Raw genomic sequence first — 15,378 nt, 5'->3', positions numbered from 1 at the left:
AATCTCGTGGTGTCCACAACGGACTCACGAGACCGGATCGTGGTGGCTCGTATCATGCGACGGTGAGTTACTCGACGGACCCCCGAGCGGCGCGCAGCCGCGAGGCGATGCTCGCCGCGGCCCGGCAGCTGCTGGCGCGCGAAGGTCCCGGCTCGGTCACTCACCAGCGCGTCGCTCAGCAGGCCGGCGTGGGCCGGGCCACCGTCTACCGGCACTGGCCACGGTCCGAGCAATTGATGCTCGACGCCATGGGTGGCGCGGACCTCCCGCTGTTCAAGGACCCGGAGGTGCCCATCCGCGCGTGGCTGCGCCGGCAGTTGAGGCAGATGGCCGATGAGCTCGCGATACCGGCCGTCGCGGCCATGTCGCTCACCCTCGCGCAGTCGGCGATGTGGGACCCGGAGCTCGCGCACCGGCAGGACGAGTCGGTCAGGACGATCGTCGAACGGATCCACGCCGCCATCCAGTCGGCTGTCGCGAGTGGCGAGCTGGAGACCGACGCCGGACCGTCGGACCTGGCGGTGATGCTGGTCGGGCCGATCGTCTACCGCACCACCATGCAGCGGGACAAGGTCTCCGATGACCTCGTCGCCCGGCTCGTCGACAGCATCGGTTCCTGGCACAGCTAAGCGCCGGCTCCGGTGCGCGGCTACGGAACAACCCGGGCCGTGAACGCTTCAGGGTCCGGCCAAGCTGGGCTTCGCCTTCCCGGGTGTCCTGGGTGGACTGTTTGCCGGACGGGATCGCTGCTCGTCGGCCGTGAACAAAAGATGTCCTCGCCGGACGGCAGACCACGCAGGTCCTTCTTGGTGCGCGGGCACCCGGATCCCGGCCACGCCCTGTCAATCGATGTGCCCGTGACGTTCGAGCAGGACCGGCCAGGCCCGCGTCAGTACCAGTTCAGGTCCAGGTGGCTGCGCTTCTCGAACTTCTCCAGTCCGTCCTCGGCCGAGGTGCCCACGTACAACATGCTGTGCTTGACGTCGTGTGCGGCGACGAGGTGCCGTTTGCGGTTCACGTACCCGATCAGCGGGCCGCCCTGACGCACCTCGGCCTCGCCGACGGGGTCGAACCACTTCGTCAGCTTGGGCTGGATGTCTTCGGGCAGTTCGCATTCGGCCGACTCCTCGCTGGACAGCACGGCCTGCCAGCTGCCGAAGCCGAGCAGGAACGCCGAGAGCGTCGCCGATTCGGCAAACCACCGGCCGGCGTCGGGCCCGTTGACCATCTGCCCGTACACCGCCGGGTTGGGCAGGCCGAGCTCATCGACCCGGATACCCCACTCCATGACGTGCTGGTTCTCGTGGCAGAAGACCACATGCCCGTCAGTGGCCTGCAGTTGGTCCGGTGCCAGGAAACGGGAGTGCGCCGCCATCATCCCGTCGTACCGCCCAGCCACGGCGTAGTAGTCCTTCAACGCCTCCGGCAACGCCCCACCCACCCGGGACTCCGCCGCGGCGATCTCGGCCGCGGTGACATCCGGCCGGATCCCACCCACCCCGAACGCGCCCGGCTCCGGTCCACCGAACGCCGCCGCGACAACAGCTTCCAGCGGTTGAACAATCATCGCGTCCCCACTCTCTCGAACCGGCACCACTCGCGAGCGAAACTCCCGGTGAATCGAGCGGAGCCGCCTCGACGAGGAGCGCAGCTTACTGACAGCCCCGGCAGGGCAATGGCCGGGCTGTCGTCCCAGTGCCGTGACACTGTCACACTGCTGTGCGGGCAGCTCCGAACGACGTGGTTCCCGTCCTCGTCGGTTCCGTGCCCCCGGTTTCCCCGATCAAGTCCGCCCGCTGCGGGGTGCTGACCAGGTGAAAGGTCAAGTCACCAGTTCTTTCATGGCCTCGGGGACCGATTCACGCACATCGAACACCGAACCCAGACCGCTGATCTCCAAGACACGCAGTACCGCCGGGCGTACGGCCACCAGGCGCAGCCCGATGTGCGCGTCCTCGGCGCTTTCCCGTGCCTTCAGCAGTACGCGCAGTCCGGACGACCTGCAGAAGGTCACGTTTCGCATATCGATCACCAGGCCCTTGGGGCGGGTGGTCAGCTGGTGTCCCACGGCTGTTTCCAATGGCTTGACCGAGGACATGTCCAGTTCCCCGGCGACCTGCACGACGACGATGTTGGGGCGTACCCGACCCGTCCACACAAATTCCGCAGAAGCGGTGGTGAGCGCGGTCAGCAGCTTGCCCCCGCGAGGATGAGGCCGGTTGCCATGAGCAGCTCAGTTGCTACGCGAATGGTTGTGGCGACACCGGCGCGGGTAGCCCCCGGCCATGAGCACACCTGAGATCGACCCGCAGACCGCGGAAAGCATGGAGGAGGACGCTGACTTCGCTGAGGAGCACACGAAGCCGTCCTTCGCCGACGAGAACCGCGACACCGACGAGTCGTCCCCGAAGGGAACGGCGGGCGACGGCGGGATGGACCCCCACCGCCACTATCCGACGTGACCTCGGGCGATTTTGCGGGACAAGGACGATGTGTCCATAGTAGACATTAGCGCGGATGTGAACGTCGAACCGCGAGCTTCCCGCCGCGCCGATCGAGCGTCGTCCGCACTCGGATCACCGGTTGGGCTCCGGGACCGCCCGCGGGCGGTCCCGGATGACGCGATAACCGAGCCGTATCACCGGCGTGGACCCAGGGAGCCGGGCCATGCCGCGGGCGCCGCCGAACTGCGGGCGCCGAACCTTCGGCTGGATGCCCGCCGGATCGGACTGGTTCACCCTCGTGGGAGCTTGGCCGACCACGTGGTGCTCGGCGTGCACCATGTCGCAGCCGGACCTGGACGGCCCGGCTGCGATCAGGCGTTCGTCGCCTTGTGAGCCGGAGCGGGAGTACAGCGAGACCGCGGGGACGTCCGTCGGCAAGGGTGCGGCGAGCGCCTTGATGTTCTGATCAAACAGTCACCAGCGAAGCCGTTGCGGTCCACCAGGCCGGGCAGTGATCAGCCGGGAGGGCGGGGTGTTCGCTCCATGCTGGCCATGGAGCCTCCTGCTTCGTCGGCGGCCTGGCCGCGGCCGATGGCTTCTCGCAACACCCGCTCGTCGAGGCTGGAGTGCGGGTCGAGCGCCGTGTACTCGTCCCCGGCCGGATCGTTGGAGACCCCTGCCGGTTCGGCGGTGTCACCGGCCGGTTCGGCGGTGCCGGGGGCCAGTGCGCCGGTTTCGGGCTGGACTGCGGTGGGGTCAACGGCTGATTTTGTTCGGTCACAACCTTCTCCTTCAAGCGTGGTCTTCGGTTCCGGCGCGGGTCGCGTGTGTGGTGTGCATGCATGCGCCCGTGACAAGGAGAAGACATCCCAGGAAGATCAGCGGGAACAGTGCGGTCGCCGCACCCAGCGCCACACTGAGGACAGCCATCGTGTCGACGAAAACGCGGACCGGCATGCAGTTGGCCCGTACTGTCACGCCCGGGCGTCCACCCACGCTCCTCAACCACTCCGGGTCGGCCACGCCAAGTGCTCGCTCGATGTTCCTCAACTGCCGTCGTTCCCGCCGAGCATCCATCCGTACTCCCCGCCCGGTGTAGCCGTGCATTCCGTTCCGCCTAAGCGCCGCAGTAGTTCATCGAGCAGATCGCCACCTTCGTTTTCCTCGCGGACCGACGATTCACGTCCACCACCGGGTAGGTGTGCCGACAGGGGTCCCCGCACCGGCGTGGGCCAAACCACGACGGAAGCGGAATATGTCGTTGTGCCGCAACGGGACCGGCTCACATGAGGTGGTTGCGGTCAGGCTTGCATCCGGGCCCACGGGGCGGCCGGGACACGCAACAGGTCGGCGCCGCCGGGAGCCATGGTCAAAGCGACCAGGGCATCGGGAATTCGCTCGAGGGGCCCACCTCACCGAGCAGCGTGCCGCCCGCTGGACCCTGACCACCGGCGATCGCACCCGAAGCGATCATTTCCCGCTCACCCACAACTTCCTCGCCCAGATGCTCGGCGTGCGCCGGTCCACCGTTTCCGCGATCGCGGGCAGGCTGCAGTCGGCCGGACTGATCACCTGTACCCGCGGCAACCTCACGATCCTCGATCGGCAACGGCTCACCAGCGTCGCGTGCGAGCGCTACATGATCATCAAGAACGAGTTCGACACCTTCGCCGCCGGCCAAACCTGACGTCATCACCTGCTGCGGCGTCTGTTCGGCGTCGGCCACCGGCGGGATGGGAACCGAGGGCCAGTCGCAGATCCGCAGCCACACCGTCGTGAACAAATGGGTGGGCCGGTACCCGGGGTTGACTCGGCCAAACCATCGCCTTGGATCGAAGCCGCATCCATGACGCTCTGTTGCCTTTACCCCCATGGTGATTACTGATAGTCACGGGAAGAAGTCTCCGGTTTGCCTCCCCTGGCCGCGGCAATGTCCGTCAGCGTCTGATCCGGCGAACCGCCGAGAGGTGAACAGATGAGGGTCGCGATGGTGTCCGGACAAGCCAGCCCGTTGGCGGCGTTCGGCAAGGTCGACGCTGGTGGCCGGAATGTGCATGTGGCGGGGCTGTCCGCGGCGTTGTCCAGCCTCGGTCACGAGGTGGTGGTGTACACCCGGCGGGACGCCGGCGGCCTGCCCGGGGAGGTCGCCGCGCCGGGCGGATACCGGGTCGTGCACGTGGATGCGGGCCCGGCGAGGGCGGTGGGCGAGGACGAGCTGCCGCCGTACATGGGTGACTTCGCCGTGGTGCTGAGGCGGCTGTGGCGGGACTGGCGGCCGGACGTGGTGCACGCTCACCACTGGATGTCCGGCCTGGTGGCGACGTCCGCGGCGCATCACCTGAGCATTCCCTTGGTGCAGACGTTCCACGAGCTGGCCACGATCAGCAAAAGACACTTGAAAGCGGCGGACGCGGGTCCCGATGAGCGGATCATGCTGGAGCGGGTGATCGGCCGGCGGGCGGACCGGGTCGTGGCCAGTTGCACCGACGAGGCGTTCGAGCTGGTCCAGCTGGGGGTGCCGCGGCAGCGGATCTCCGTGGTGCCCTCTGGCGTTGACGTCGATCTGTTCACTGTGGACGGACCGGTGTGCAGGCGCGGGCGGGCACGCCGGATCGTCGCCGTCGGCAAGCTGGCGCCGCGCAAGGGGTTCGACACGATCGTCGCCGCACTGCCGGCGCTCCCGGAGACCGAACTGGTGATCGCGGGCGGTCCCGCGGCGAACAGGCTGAAGCTTGATCCGCAAGCCAGGGCGCTGCTGCGGCTGGCCGAGGACCTTGGCGTGGCCGACCGGGTCCGATTGCGTGGGTCGGTGTCGCGTGCGGACATGCCGCGGTTGTTGCGGTCGGCGGACGTCGTGGCGTGCATGCCGTGGTACGAGCCGTTCGGGATCGTGCCGCTGGAGGCGATGGCCTGTGGTCGTCCGGTGGTGGCGTCGGCGGTGGGTGGCCAGGTCGACACGGTGGTGGACGGTGTCACGGGTTTGCATGTCCCGCCGCGTTCACCAAGGGCGCTGGTCGATGCGCTGCGGCGGTTGCTGGACGACGTGGTGACCAGGACGGCGTACGGAATGGCGGGCCGGGATCGCGCGGTCGCGCGTTACAGCTGGGACCGCGTGGCCCAGCAGATCGCCGGCGTGCACAAACGAGCGGTGAACGGTCAACACAGACCACGACTGGTAAGGGGAGGTTCATGAGGTTGTTGTGCACCAAGGCTCGCGTGCGGTCACGGTCGAGGAGGTGCCGCACCGCGGATCGGCAGGCCGGAAGCGATCGTCCGGACCACCACGGCCGACCTGCCGGAGGGACGCCGTGAAGGTCGCTGCGTCCAGCCAGCGGATCGACGAGGACGGGGTGCGGCAGCCTGAGGGCGAGGTACATGCGTGGATGCCGCGGACCAACCAGACTCTGTGCGGGCTATCGCTGTATCGCAGTGCGCTGTCGCGCTTCGAGCACGTGCCGTGGGCGGATGCGTTGTGGCTGGCGGACACGGTGGGCGACCGGATGTGGTTGTGTCCGAGGTGCGCTGCCGCGGCGAATCCCGCGGGAGACCGCCGTCGCTGGAAGCGGCTGCACCCGCGCCCTTGACACCCGGGGCCGAACGGGTGCCGCTGCGGTGGGCGAGCTGGCTCGTGGCGGCCTTGTGCGACCTGGGGTTCCCGGTCGCGAAAGTGTGCGGGACGGCTGGCGGTCCGGTTGTCCACGCCGAGTGGTGTGCCCGGCCCGGCGCACCGACGGTGCTGATTTACAGCCACCATGACACGTGCGGGCCGCGAAGAGTGAACTGTGGGAGCAGACTGGGCTACCGCGCACCCCCGGATCACCCGGCTCTCGACGCGCTGCCGGTCGCTGTGGCGGACGGGTTCGGAGTTCCGGCCGGCCGGATGGGAACGCGGGCAGCGGTTCTGCCGGCCTGCTCGCAGTCTTGTCCGGACTCGGTGTTCAGCGGGCGATCCACCGGGAACACGACGACATGACCAACCACGCGCCTGCTGAGCCTCCCACGTCGCATGTGACATCAGCGGAATCGACCCGAATCGATGAGGCGGACTCATCGCCTGCCGGTTTCGTGGTTCGCTTTTTCTCCGCGGTGGCCCGGCTCCGGCGAGCGAGGGCTTTGCATCCGGCGGGGTGGGTCTTCACCGGCGAGCTGTCCCTCCCAGCGGGCTGGCCGGGTCAGCCGGGAAGCGTTGTCCGCCAGGTGACAGTGCGGATGTCCAAGGGGCTTGGTCTGCCAGGCGCTTTTCCAGATGTGCTCGGGCTGGCCGTGCGTGTCCCGCAATCGGCCGGTCCGGGACGTCCTGTCGACCTGCTGCTCTCGACGGCCGGCTCCGGCCGGCTGACCCGGTGGCTGCCGGTACCTCGCCGGGACTGGTCGCGCCATGCGGTTTACGGCAGCATCATGCCGTTCCGATCGGACAGCGGACTGCTGTGGATCGCAGCGGTCCCGGAGCCGCGCTCGACACCGCTGCCCGCTTTGCTGGACGCCCTGCCGTTCGTGGTCGATCTCATGCTGGCCACGCCGACGAGTCCATGGCGCGCGTGGGGCCGGCTGGTCATCTCCGAACACGTTCCGGGCATGCGAGTCCGCTTCGATCCCATCGGGAATGCTCACCCTCACCTGGTGCCGGTACCCCGCGCCTTGTCACATCTGCGGAAACTGGCCTACGCAGGCTCCCAGCGAGTGCGATGAGGAGCGGGGCGGGCTGAAGCACGAGCCGCAGAGTCAGCCGGACTCCGTGTCGCAGGGGGTAGTCACTCTGGCCGACGGTGCCGGTGGGCGACGGGTCGTCGGTCCGGCGGGACACGCCGGACCTGCCGGGGATCTACTCGCCGAACGCGAGCCGAACCGCCTGTTCGAACGTTCCGCACCGCGGTATCGGGCTTGGAGTGCTCTGGTGAGACCGGTGGTGTCCGTGTGGTTTTGGCCAGGGGGCTGGTGGCGACCGGTGTTCGCGCCGTCCGCGCGGGTGATCCCGGGCCGTTGGTGGCTCACCAGCTGTCGAACATGGCGTGTTTCCGTGCCGTCCGCGACGGGCTGATGGCACAGGCCGTGGATGTGCGAACCGCCCGGCTGACCACTCCCATCGAACGGCTTTCGGCGCTGCCGTGGCATGTCCGCGAGGAGCTGGCCACCCTGCCTCCCGGTGGACGGTCCAGGACGTGCGGATAGACCGGTTATCCACTGTGGACTGACACCTCACTCGCATTGCGTTCTGCCGGTCACTTGTCGCGCGGGTCGCTGTCGTCGCTGCCCTGGCCGCCTTGGATCGCCGCGGCGCCGGCTTCCGATGGTGTCGTGCCGGAACGGCTTTGTCCTTCGGCGGCGTGGGCTTCGGCGCGGTAGCGGTCGACCAGGTGCGGGTAGTGCAGTTCGAACGCGGGTCGTTCCGAGCGGATCCTGGGCAGTTCCAGGAAGTTGTGCCGCGGTGGTGGGCTGGTGGTGGCCCATTCCAGGGAGTTGCCGAAGCCCCAGGGGTCGTCGGCTTCGGCGCGCTGGCCGTAGCGGTAGCTCTTGAGCACGTTCCAGATGAACGGCAGTACTGAGGCGCCGAGCAGGAACGAGCCGATGGTGGAGATGGCGTGCATGGTGGTGAACCCGTCGGCGGCCTGGTAGTCGGCGTAGCGGCGGGGCATGCCGGCGTTGCCGAGCCAGTGCTGGATCAGGAACGTGATGTGGAAGCCGAGGAATGTGGTCCAGAAGTGCAGCTTGCCCAAGGGTTCGTCGAGGAACCGGCCGGTGATCTTGGGGAACCAGAAGTAGATCCCGGCGAAGGTGGCGAACACGATGGTGCCGAACAGCACGTAGTGGAAGTGCGCCACGACGAAGTACGTGTCGTGGACGTGGAAGTCGATCGGTGGCGAGGCCAGCAGGATGCCGGTCAGGCCGCCGAGCAGGAAGGTGACCATGAACCCGACGCTGAACAGCATCGGGGTGTGCATCATCAGCTTGCCGCGCCACATGGTCAGGATCCAGTTGAAGAACTTGACCCCGGTGGGCACCGCGATCAGGAAGGTCATCAGCGAGAAGAACGGCAGCAGGACAGCACCGGTGGCGAACATGTGGTGGGCCCACACCACCGCGGAGAGTGCCGTGATGGACACGGTGGCCCAGACCAGGGCTTTGTAGCCGAACAACGGTTTCTGGCTGAACACCGGGATGACCTCGCTGACGATCCCGAAGTAGGGCAAGGCGACGATGTAGACCTCGGGATGGCCGAAGAACCAGAACATGTGCTGCCACAGGATGGATCCGCCGTTGGCCGGGTCGAACACGTGTGAGCCCAGGTGCCGGTCGGCCATCAGCCCGAACAGCGCCGCTGTCAGTACCGGGAAGGCGAGCAGCACGAGGATGCTGGTGAAGAAGATGTTCCAGGTGAAGATCGGCATCCGGAACATCGTCATCCCCGGCGCCCGCAGGCACACGACGGTGGTGAGCATGTTGACCGCGCCCAGGATGGTGGACAGGCCGCTGATGATCAGCCCGGCGTTCCACAGGTCGCCGCCGACACCCGGCGAGAACGTGTCGGTCGCCAGTGGCGTGTACGCGGTCCAGCCGAAGTCCGCCGCCCCGCCGGGCGTGAGGAACCCGGACAGCACAATCAATCCACCGAACAGGTAGAGCCAGTAGGACATCGCGTTCAGCCGCGGGAACGCCACGTCCGGCGAGCCGATCTGCAGCGGCAGCACGAAGTTCGCGAACCCGAACACGTTCGGCGTCGCATACAGCAGCAGCATGATCGTGCCGTGCATGGTGAACAGCTGGTTGTACTGCTCCGACGAGAGGAACTGCAGCCCCGGCCAGCCCAGCTCGGCGCGCATCAGCAACGCCATCACCCCACCGACCATGAAGAACCCGAACGAGGTGACCAGGTACATCACCCCGATCTGCTTGTGATCGGTCGTGCGGAACAACCGCAGAAACGCACTGCCTTTCGGTGGCGCGACGTCCTGCACGATGACGGGCTGAGGGGCGATCGCCATGGTGACCTCCTAGGCCGGGAGCCTCGCGCGGGCTACCCAACCGCCTGCGGGACAAACCCCGCGGGCCGCGGGTCACCTGGGCGCCGAACATGTGGGTTGGGCGGCGTGCTGCTGGGAAGTCTCGGCGGGAAGGGACGGTGATGGGGTGTGACCACACCGGTGGGGCACGGTGCGAGGCGGCGGCCGTGGTTGCGGATGTTCCTGCTCGGGCTCGGTCTCTGGGTGGCTGCCGTGGTGATCACCTACGCCACCAGGAACGCCAACCTGATCCCGACACTGGTGCTGCTGGGCAGTTTCCTGGTGCCGGCGACGTTCGTCTCGTGGGCGTTCAGCCATCGCCATTCCGGTGAGGTGACCGCGGAGCTGGTGTTCCGGACCTTCGCGGTGGGCGGTGTGCTCGGTGTGCTGGCCGCCTCGGTGTTGGAGACGTACCTGCTGCATCCCTCGCCGTGGCTGTTCGTGGGTGTCGGTTTGGTCGAGGAGGCGGTCAAGCTCGGTGCGCTGGCGTTGCTGGCCCGGCACCTGGTGGTCAAGTCCGCGCGGGACGGCCTGGTGCTGGGCGCGAGCGTCGGGTTCGGGTTCGCCGCGTTCGAGTCCGCCGGGTACGCGCTGACCGCGGCGATCACCGAGAACGGCGTGTCGTTGATGAGCCTGGTCAGCACCGAACTGACCCGCGGCCTGCTGGCGCCCTTCGGCCACGGGCTGTGGACGGCGATCCTCGGCGGCGTGCTGTTCTCCCGCAGCACCCGGGAACATTTCGTGCTCACCGGCCGGCTGCTGGCCGCGTTCGCGGGTGTGTCGTTGCTGCACGCGCTGTGGGACTCGATGAACAGCATCGCCGTGCTGGTCACGCTCGTCCTGACGGATCAGCCGTGGCAGCGGCGACTGCTGGCGCAGGGCTACCTGGTCCAGCCCACCGACACCCAGGTGGAGCTGTTCACTGTGTTCACGTGGGCCGGTCTGGCCCTGGTCGCGCTGGTCGGCGTCGTGTGGTTGGTGGTGCTGGTCCGGGCCTCTCGGACAGTGCCAAGTGCGGCGCGTGGTTACCGGGTGTCCACGCAGACGAGCTGGTGGCCCGGTACGGGTGATCGCCGGCGAAGATGACCGGCGTCATGTCCGCTACGCCGGCGGTACCGCCCCGTCGGTCCCCCTGGCTCCGCGTGTGTGGTCGGCGATGATCATGCGGTTCTCCCGGCTGCTGCGCCATTCGACCAGCAGAACGCTGGCGTCGTCCTGAAGACGTCCGTTCTGGTAGGTGAGGACGGTCTGCATCAGCCTGCGCAACGTTTCGGGGGCGGACAGCCCGTCGGCCTCGCGGCGGATGATGAAGTCGGTGAACCGCCGCAGCCCGAACTGCCGGCCGGCTGGGTCGCGAGCCTCGACGATACCGTCGGTGTAGAGCAGCAGGCGGTCGCCGGGTTGCAACTGCTGCTGGCACCCCACCAGTGAGACGGGCAGCTGGAATCCCATCGGCGGGATGGGCGTGCACTGCAGTTGCCTGAGCCAGCGACCTTCCCGGATCAGCAGCGGTGGCGGGTGGCCGCGGTTGACCCAGCTCAACAAGCCGGTTGTGGTGTCGAGGTCGGCGAGAACACCCGTGGCGAAGCGGGTCCGGCCGAAATGGTCACCGACGGCGGTGTCGATGGCGGCACTGGTCTCGACCAGACTGCGGTTCTCGCGGCGCGAGTTGCGGCAGGTGCCGGTGGCGAGGGCGACGGTCAGACCGGCGGCTTGGTCATGGCCCATGGCGTCGAAGATCGACAGATGCAGGACGTCGCCGGCGATGGCGTAGTCCACGGCGTCGCCGCCGATCTCGTAAGCAGGCTCCAGGATCCCGGTGACGACGAGACCCTCGGTGGCGAACGACAGGGGAGGCATCAACGGCCACACGACCTCGGAGGACACCGTCATGGGCTTCGTTCGCACGAGTCGGGCGTAGGAGTCGCTGTGCGGTCGTTTGCTGACGATGAGCAGGGCGAGCAGTGATGCCAGTGCCCGAACCCGGCTGATGGTGTCCGCGTCGTTCCCAGCGGCCCGGACGCCGAGAACACCGACGCGTTCGGTGCCGTCGAGCAGGGGAATCCAGAAGTGAGGGCCGGCCGGAGGACGACCCGACGTGATGAGCTCCAGGTGCCGGAAGGCTCGGCCGGCCAGGCCCGCGTCCACGGACAACGCGCCGCCGGCCTGTCCCATGGCGGTCAGGGGCATCAGCAGCTCCTGGCGGAGGTCCGGAACCAGGATCGTGACATCGCTCAGCCCGACGGCCGCCGCGTAACGCACAGTCAGCCCATGGATCTGTTCCATCGTCGCGAGGTGCCCCGCCTCCAGCAGGCCGGCCAGCATCGTGAAACCTCCACAGTCCGAGGCCACCGTCACCACCTCCGCCCGCCGACTACCCATCTGGCGGCCAGAAAATTCCTACCCGAGGTAACCGGCCCCGCTACCGCCTGCTACGTCGTGCACCGTCGGTACCGCCACCCCGCCGATCGCCATCGGCGCGTGGGAGTCCGGCCGTGGTGATCCACGCCTGGTGGGTGCCGCTGTGTCGGGCGACGTTGTTGACTTCCTTTGACGATGGACGTGCACCTGGCTCGGTTTCCGGGTGGGTTCGTTCCTGGGGCGGACCCGCCGTGGCTCTTCCGGCTCATCCTGGGTGGGCCGTGCTGCGCAACCATGGCGTGGACGGTTTTGGTGGCGGGGCCGGCGGCCCAAGATAGCCGCCATGAACAAACCTCCCCTGATCCGGCGATTGGCCGGGATCTGCGTGGCCACCATCGCGGCACTCGCCTTGGCCGTGGTCACCACGACACCAGCAGGCGCCCAGACGACGACACCGCGGTTCACCACAGCCAGCGCGCTGACTGTTGTCAATCCGGGCAATCAGAGGTTCGTCGAGTTCGACCCGGTGCAGCTGCAGATGACCGCGACCGGCGGTGCCTCGCCGTATACGTGGTCGGCGACCGGGCTGAGCCGGTGGCTGAGCATCAACGCGTCAACGGGCTTGATCTCCGGGATCGCGTCGGCTGGTCTCTATACCGTGACGGTCACCGCGAGGGACACAGCCGGTTCGTCGAGCAGCGCCACCTTCACTGTCTGGGTTCCCAGGGAGTGCCGCACCTGCTGAACCCAGGACAAGTCCGGCGGAGTACCGCCGAGTCCGGTTGCCGGAAGACTGACCGGCCAGGCGGGTAACGGTGTTCGACGGGGTCGACCTGTGAACAGGCCGACCCCTGCGGGTCCGGTCAGTCGTGCGCCTGCGCGGGTGACATGTCCGGCAAGCGCACTGCCTAACGGGTGATTCCGGTGTGGCCCAGGGAATAGCGCCCTGGTTGCGGCCAGACGCACAGGCCGTGCGGGCCGTGGCCGACCGGGATGGTCCTGAGCAGCGATCCATCCTTTGTGGACAAAACGTACACGGCGTCGCTGTAGCGGCCGGACAACCACAGTTGTGATCCGTCCGCGGTGACGTTGCCCATATCTGGTGTGCCGCCGGGGATCCGCCACACCGCGATGGGTGCGCCGGTGTAGGAGTCCAGCACCGTGACGCTGCCTTCGTGGCGGTTGGTGACGTAGAGCTGTTTGGCGTCGCGGGACAGGTAGAGACCGTGGGCGCCCTTGCCGGTGGGGATGAAGCGCAGCACCCGGGTCGCGGCGCCGTCGAGGACCCAGAGACCGTTGGCGTCCGAGTCGGCGATGTAGTAGACCGAGCCGTCCGGCGCGAGCTTGATGTCCTGCGGACCCATGTGGGTGTTGCGGTGTGGCATGTCGATCATGCGGAGGACCTTGTGCGAGGCCACGTCGATGACCGTGACGCGGCCGCCGAACTCACAGGTGAACACCGCGGTGCGGCCGTCGGGGGAGAAGTCGGCGTGGTCGATTCCCGCGCACTCCGGGGTCGGCGTCTCGTCGTGCACCTGCCAGGTGTGCGGGTCGTACCAGACGAGCTTGCGCATTCTCTCCGCGACCGAGATGGCGTACTTGCCGTCCGGTGTGAAGTACATGTTGTACGGGTCGACGACCGGGAACGCCTTGCCGGGCAGGCCGGTGCGGGGGTCGAACGGCATCACCTGGTCGGTGCGGTCGTCGGTGGCGTAAAGCGTGCGCATGTCCCACGACGGCACGACGTGCTGCAGCTCGCCGCCGACCTTGTACTTGCCGACCACCTGGAAGGTCGCCGGGTCGATCACCCACACATCGGCAGGTTTGTTGTGCGGCACGTAAACCAGCGGCTTGTCGCCGGCCACGGCCGGGGCCAGCATCCCGGCGCCGGCCGCGGCGTCGACGTTCTTCGCGTCGGGCACCGGAGGCATGCCGGGCAGCGGGTCGCCGATCGCCGGAGCCGGTGGGTTCGGCTCGCTGGGCACATTGGTCATCGGCTGACCGGGCTCCGACATCCCTGACATCCCGGACATCCCTGGCATGGCGTCGTGGTCCGGTCCCGAGGAACACCCGGCGGACAGCAAGGCAACGGACAAGAAAAGCGGCAACAACCGGGTCTTGATCATCTCAACTCATCAGTGTGGTGGCGGTGACGGCGGTGAGGCCACGATCGGCGAGGTCGGTCAGGATGCCGGGAAGGGCTGTGACCGTCCCCGGGTGGCCGAGGTGCATGCTGACCACGCTGCCCGCGGTGGCGGCGGTCACGGCGTGGCGGATGGCCGCCGGGCCGGGATCGCGCCAGTCCAGCGAGTCGATGTCGTAGGACAGCACCCGCGCGTAGCCCGCCCGGCCCGCCTCGGCCAGCTCCTGTTTGGTCGCATGCTGTCCTTGTGACTGCCGGAAGAACGCCCCTGGCGAGCCGGTCAGCTCGGCGATCTTGTCGCGGCAGCGCTGGATCTCCACGTACATCGGCTCCGGTTGGTACTTCGCCAGGTCCGGGTGGCTCCAGGTGTGGTTGCCCAGCTCGTGGCCGCCGTCGCGGATCATCCTGGCCGCGTCCGGGGTGGCCGCCAGCCAGGTGCCGACAGCGAGCACGGTCACGTGCGCACCGTGCTGGGCCAGCGCCGCCAGGACCTGCCGGGTGATGCCGATGTCTCCCGCGCCGTGAAAGGTCAGCGCGACCTCAGGACGTCCGCTGCTGCCCCGGACAATCTCGTTGGCCGGCCCGCCGGCCGGTGTGGCTGGAGGAGTTGACGGCTGGGTGACCGCCGGTGTCTGAAGCGGCGGTGGCGGCGGCGTCGCGACGGGCTGTCGCGCCACCTCGGGTCCGGAACACGCGGCGAGTGCGACTGCGCCCAGCCCCAGGCCGAGAAACCGTCGCCGGGCCAAGGGATCTCGTGCGCCAGACATCATCCTCCACAAACCGGTCATACAGGGATGAGATATCCCTTGTGTCGCAAAACAAACCTTCGTAGGCGCGGTGTGTCGCACGCGGTTCACCGGACCGTATCGGGAAAGCGGCCGCGCCGATTCAGTGGGGCAGCTCCAGTGGAATCACCCCTGTCGCGCGGAGTCCGCTGTTCAGACTCGGTCACTGGGACTGTTGCCGCAGTCGTGGCCACCGTTGCGTCGACGATGCGGACGCTCACGAGTTCCCGGACAGCGTTCGTCGCAGTGCCCGCAGTGCGGCATTCAGGCGGCATCCTCGAGGGCATCGAGCAAGTTCACCCAGGTGTTCCGCTTCATGCTGGCCAACGAGCGGGCCATCAGCGCCGCACTGGCCCTGGCCAACAAACCGGCCCTCACCCACCTGTACAACTGGTTCACCAACACCAGTGACGACGCCGGCGCCCGGAAAGGCGGTGGCGCGGCCCTCCTCGTGGCGAAGGCCGTCGTGTCCGTGCAGGACGCGATCGACTACCTGACCCAGCTGCAAAAGGTCTGCCCGGCCTGCGCGGCGTGAACCACGAGAAGCCGTGGCCCTTGCGTGGCCACGGCTTCTCCTATCCCGGTCAACACTCGATGGGCCCAGTCCGGTATCGCGTCGTCCCGAGCCCACCTAGGCAGGCGGCCGC

General features: G+C 67.9%; 18 protein-coding genes. 10 read left to right on the top strand and 8 right to left on the bottom strand.

Annotation, left to right across the window (positions count from 1 at the left end; genetic code table 11):
- Nucleotides 1–62 precede the first annotated feature (62 nt).
- Nucleotides 63–629 carry a TetR/AcrR family transcriptional regulator gene (locus AB0J95_RS25955; RefSeq protein WP_364762782.1) on the top strand — a complete coding sequence of 189 codons (567 nt, stop codon included), beginning with the start codon at nucleotides 63–65 and terminating at the stop codon, nucleotides 627–629.
- 260 nt (nucleotides 630–889) lie between these two features.
- On the opposite strand, the gene AB0J95_RS25950 is transcribed toward AB0J95_RS25955, so the two are convergent.
- The gene (locus AB0J95_RS25950) at nucleotides 890–1,567 is read right to left on the bottom strand and encodes a hypothetical protein (protein WP_364762779.1); all 678 of its coding nucleotides are present in this window, start codon (nucleotides 1,565–1,567) and stop codon (nucleotides 890–892) included.
- A 255-nt stretch (nucleotides 1,568–1,822) separates the two neighbouring features.
- Nucleotides 1,823–2,158, bottom strand: a complete 336-nt coding sequence (locus AB0J95_RS25945) for an STAS domain-containing protein (RefSeq protein WP_364762776.1) — start codon at nucleotides 2,156–2,158, stop codon at nucleotides 1,823–1,825.
- Nucleotides 2,159–2,285: 127 nt separating this feature from the next.
- Here AB0J95_RS25945 and AB0J95_RS25940 point away from each other — a divergent pair, with 127 nt between their 5' ends.
- Nucleotides 2,286–2,462 carry a hypothetical protein gene (locus tag AB0J95_RS25940; protein ID WP_364762773.1) on the top strand — a complete coding sequence of 59 codons (177 nt, stop codon included), beginning with the start codon at nucleotides 2,286–2,288 and terminating at the stop codon, nucleotides 2,460–2,462.
- A 114-nt stretch (nucleotides 2,463–2,576) separates the two neighbouring features.
- On the opposite strand, the gene AB0J95_RS25935 is transcribed toward AB0J95_RS25940, so the two are convergent.
- A complete protein-coding gene (locus tag AB0J95_RS25935) occupies nucleotides 2,577–2,882 on the bottom strand; it encodes a hypothetical protein (RefSeq protein ID WP_364762770.1) in 306 nt (101 codons plus the stop codon).
- 354 nt (nucleotides 2,883–3,236) lie between these two features.
- The gene (locus tag AB0J95_RS25930) at nucleotides 3,237–3,521 is read right to left on the bottom strand and encodes a DUF3040 domain-containing protein (RefSeq protein ID WP_364762767.1); all 285 of its coding nucleotides are present in this window, start codon (nucleotides 3,519–3,521) and stop codon (nucleotides 3,237–3,239) included.
- A gap of 178 nt (nucleotides 3,522–3,699) precedes the next feature.
- Here AB0J95_RS25930 and AB0J95_RS25925 point away from each other — a divergent pair, with 178 nt between their 5' ends.
- The 5 genes from AB0J95_RS25925 to AB0J95_RS25905 all read left to right on the top strand — a co-directional run bounded on the left by AB0J95_RS25925 (nucleotide 3,700) and on the right by AB0J95_RS25905 (nucleotide 7,613).
- Nucleotides 3,700–4,131 carry a helix-turn-helix domain-containing protein gene (locus tag AB0J95_RS25925; RefSeq protein WP_364762764.1) on the top strand — a complete coding sequence of 144 codons (432 nt, stop codon included), beginning with the start codon at nucleotides 3,700–3,702 and terminating at the stop codon, nucleotides 4,129–4,131.
- Nucleotides 4,132–4,419: 288 nt separating this feature from the next.
- Nucleotides 4,420–5,637 carry a glycosyltransferase gene (locus tag AB0J95_RS25920; protein WP_364762761.1) on the top strand — a complete coding sequence of 406 codons (1,218 nt, stop codon included), beginning with the start codon at nucleotides 4,420–4,422 and terminating at the stop codon, nucleotides 5,635–5,637.
- A 115-nt stretch (nucleotides 5,638–5,752) separates the two neighbouring features.
- Nucleotides 5,753–6,028, top strand: a complete 276-nt coding sequence (locus AB0J95_RS25915) for a hypothetical protein (protein ID WP_364762758.1) — start codon at nucleotides 5,753–5,755, stop codon at nucleotides 6,026–6,028.
- A gap of 625 nt (nucleotides 6,029–6,653) precedes the next feature.
- A complete protein-coding gene (locus tag AB0J95_RS25910; RefSeq protein WP_364762755.1) occupies nucleotides 6,654–7,133 on the top strand; it encodes a hypothetical protein in 480 nt (159 codons plus the stop codon).
- Between the two features lie 225 nt (nucleotides 7,134–7,358).
- Nucleotides 7,359–7,613: a hypothetical protein gene (locus AB0J95_RS25905; RefSeq protein ID WP_364762752.1), complete on the top strand. Its 255-nt coding sequence runs from the start codon at nucleotides 7,359–7,361 to the stop codon at nucleotides 7,611–7,613.
- A 50-nt stretch (nucleotides 7,614–7,663) separates the two neighbouring features.
- Here the strand turns inward: AB0J95_RS25905 and ctaD are convergent, their stop codons facing one another.
- Complete coding sequence (ctaD, locus tag AB0J95_RS25900; RefSeq protein ID WP_364762749.1) at nucleotides 7,664–9,424, bottom strand: cytochrome c oxidase subunit I; 1,761 nt, start codon at nucleotides 9,422–9,424, stop codon at nucleotides 7,664–7,666.
- A 147-nt stretch (nucleotides 9,425–9,571) separates the two neighbouring features.
- On the opposite strand from ctaD, the gene AB0J95_RS25895 reads away from it, so the two are divergent.
- Nucleotides 9,572–10,528 carry a PrsW family glutamic-type intramembrane protease gene (locus AB0J95_RS25895; protein ID WP_364762746.1) on the top strand — a complete coding sequence of 319 codons (957 nt, stop codon included), beginning with the start codon at nucleotides 9,572–9,574 and terminating at the stop codon, nucleotides 10,526–10,528.
- Nucleotides 10,529–10,543: 15 nt separating this feature from the next.
- Here AB0J95_RS25895 and AB0J95_RS25890 read toward each other — a convergent pair whose 3' ends face one another.
- On the bottom strand, nucleotides 10,544–11,794 hold the full coding sequence (locus AB0J95_RS25890; RefSeq protein ID WP_364762743.1) for a PP2C family protein-serine/threonine phosphatase: 1,251 nt from the start codon (nucleotides 11,792–11,794) through the stop codon (nucleotides 10,544–10,546).
- 352 nt (nucleotides 11,795–12,146) lie between these two features.
- Here AB0J95_RS25890 and AB0J95_RS25885 point away from each other — a divergent pair, with 352 nt between their 5' ends.
- Nucleotides 12,147–12,548 carry an Ig domain-containing protein gene (locus AB0J95_RS25885; protein ID WP_364762740.1) on the top strand — a complete coding sequence of 134 codons (402 nt, stop codon included), beginning with the start codon at nucleotides 12,147–12,149 and terminating at the stop codon, nucleotides 12,546–12,548.
- A 163-nt stretch (nucleotides 12,549–12,711) separates the two neighbouring features.
- Here the strand turns inward: AB0J95_RS25885 and AB0J95_RS25880 are convergent, their stop codons facing one another.
- Together AB0J95_RS25880 and AB0J95_RS25875 are read right to left on the bottom strand one after the other, a co-directional pair.
- Entirely contained in the window at nucleotides 12,712–13,929 is a 1,218-nt protein-coding gene (locus AB0J95_RS25880) for a beta-propeller fold lactonase family protein (protein ID WP_364762737.1), read from the bottom strand.
- A 1-nt stretch (nucleotide 13,930) separates the two neighbouring features.
- Complete coding sequence (locus AB0J95_RS25875) at nucleotides 13,931–14,713, bottom strand: polysaccharide deacetylase family protein (protein ID WP_364762734.1); 783 nt, start codon at nucleotides 14,711–14,713, stop codon at nucleotides 13,931–13,933.
- 322 nt (nucleotides 14,714–15,035) lie between these two features.
- On the opposite strand from AB0J95_RS25875, the gene AB0J95_RS25870 reads away from it, so the two are divergent.
- On the top strand, nucleotides 15,036–15,266 hold the full coding sequence (locus AB0J95_RS25870) for a hypothetical protein (RefSeq protein WP_364762731.1): 231 nt from the start codon (nucleotides 15,036–15,038) through the stop codon (nucleotides 15,264–15,266).
- The last annotated feature ends 112 nt before the right edge of the window (nucleotides 15,267–15,378 follow it).

Source organism: Actinocrispum sp. NPDC049592 (assembly GCF_040675465.1).
Classification (GTDB): Bacteria; Actinomycetota; Actinomycetes; order Mycobacteriales; family Pseudonocardiaceae; genus Kibdelosporangium.
This window is presented reverse-complemented; position numbering and strand designations above follow the sequence as displayed.

Excerpts from the sequence above, each read along its gene's own strand:
- AB0J95_RS25920 (WP_364762761.1), top strand. The coding sequence starts at position 4,420 with ATGAGGGTCGCGATGGTGTCCGGACAAGCCAGCCCGTTGGCGGCGTTC.
- AB0J95_RS25885 (WP_364762740.1), top strand. The coding sequence starts at position 12,147 with ATGAACAAACCTCCCCTGATCCGGCGATTGGCCGGGATCTGCGTGGCC.
- AB0J95_RS25930 (WP_364762767.1), bottom strand. The coding sequence starts at position 3,521 with ATGGATGCTCGGCGGGAACGACGGCAGTTGAGGAACATCGAGCGAGCA.
- AB0J95_RS25950 (WP_364762779.1), bottom strand. The coding sequence starts at position 1,567 with ATGATTGTTCAACCGCTGGAAGCTGTTGTCGCGGCGGCGTTCGGTGGA.
- AB0J95_RS25925 (WP_364762764.1), top strand. The coding sequence starts at position 3,700 with ATGTCGTTGTGCCGCAACGGGACCGGCTCACATGAGGTGGTTGCGGTC.
- AB0J95_RS25880 (WP_364762737.1), bottom strand. The coding sequence starts at position 13,929 with ATGATCAAGACCCGGTTGTTGCCGCTTTTCTTGTCCGTTGCCTTGCTG.
- AB0J95_RS25875 (WP_364762734.1), bottom strand. The coding sequence starts at position 14,713 with ATGTCTGGCGCACGAGATCCCTTGGCCCGGCGACGGTTTCTCGGCCTG.
- ctaD (WP_364762749.1), bottom strand. The coding sequence starts at position 9,424 with ATGGCGATCGCCCCTCAGCCCGTCATCGTGCAGGACGTCGCGCCACCG.
- AB0J95_RS25910 (WP_364762755.1), top strand. The coding sequence starts at position 6,654 with ATGTCCAAGGGGCTTGGTCTGCCAGGCGCTTTTCCAGATGTGCTCGGG.
- AB0J95_RS25940 (WP_364762773.1), top strand. The coding sequence starts at position 2,286 with ATGAGCACACCTGAGATCGACCCGCAGACCGCGGAAAGCATGGAGGAG.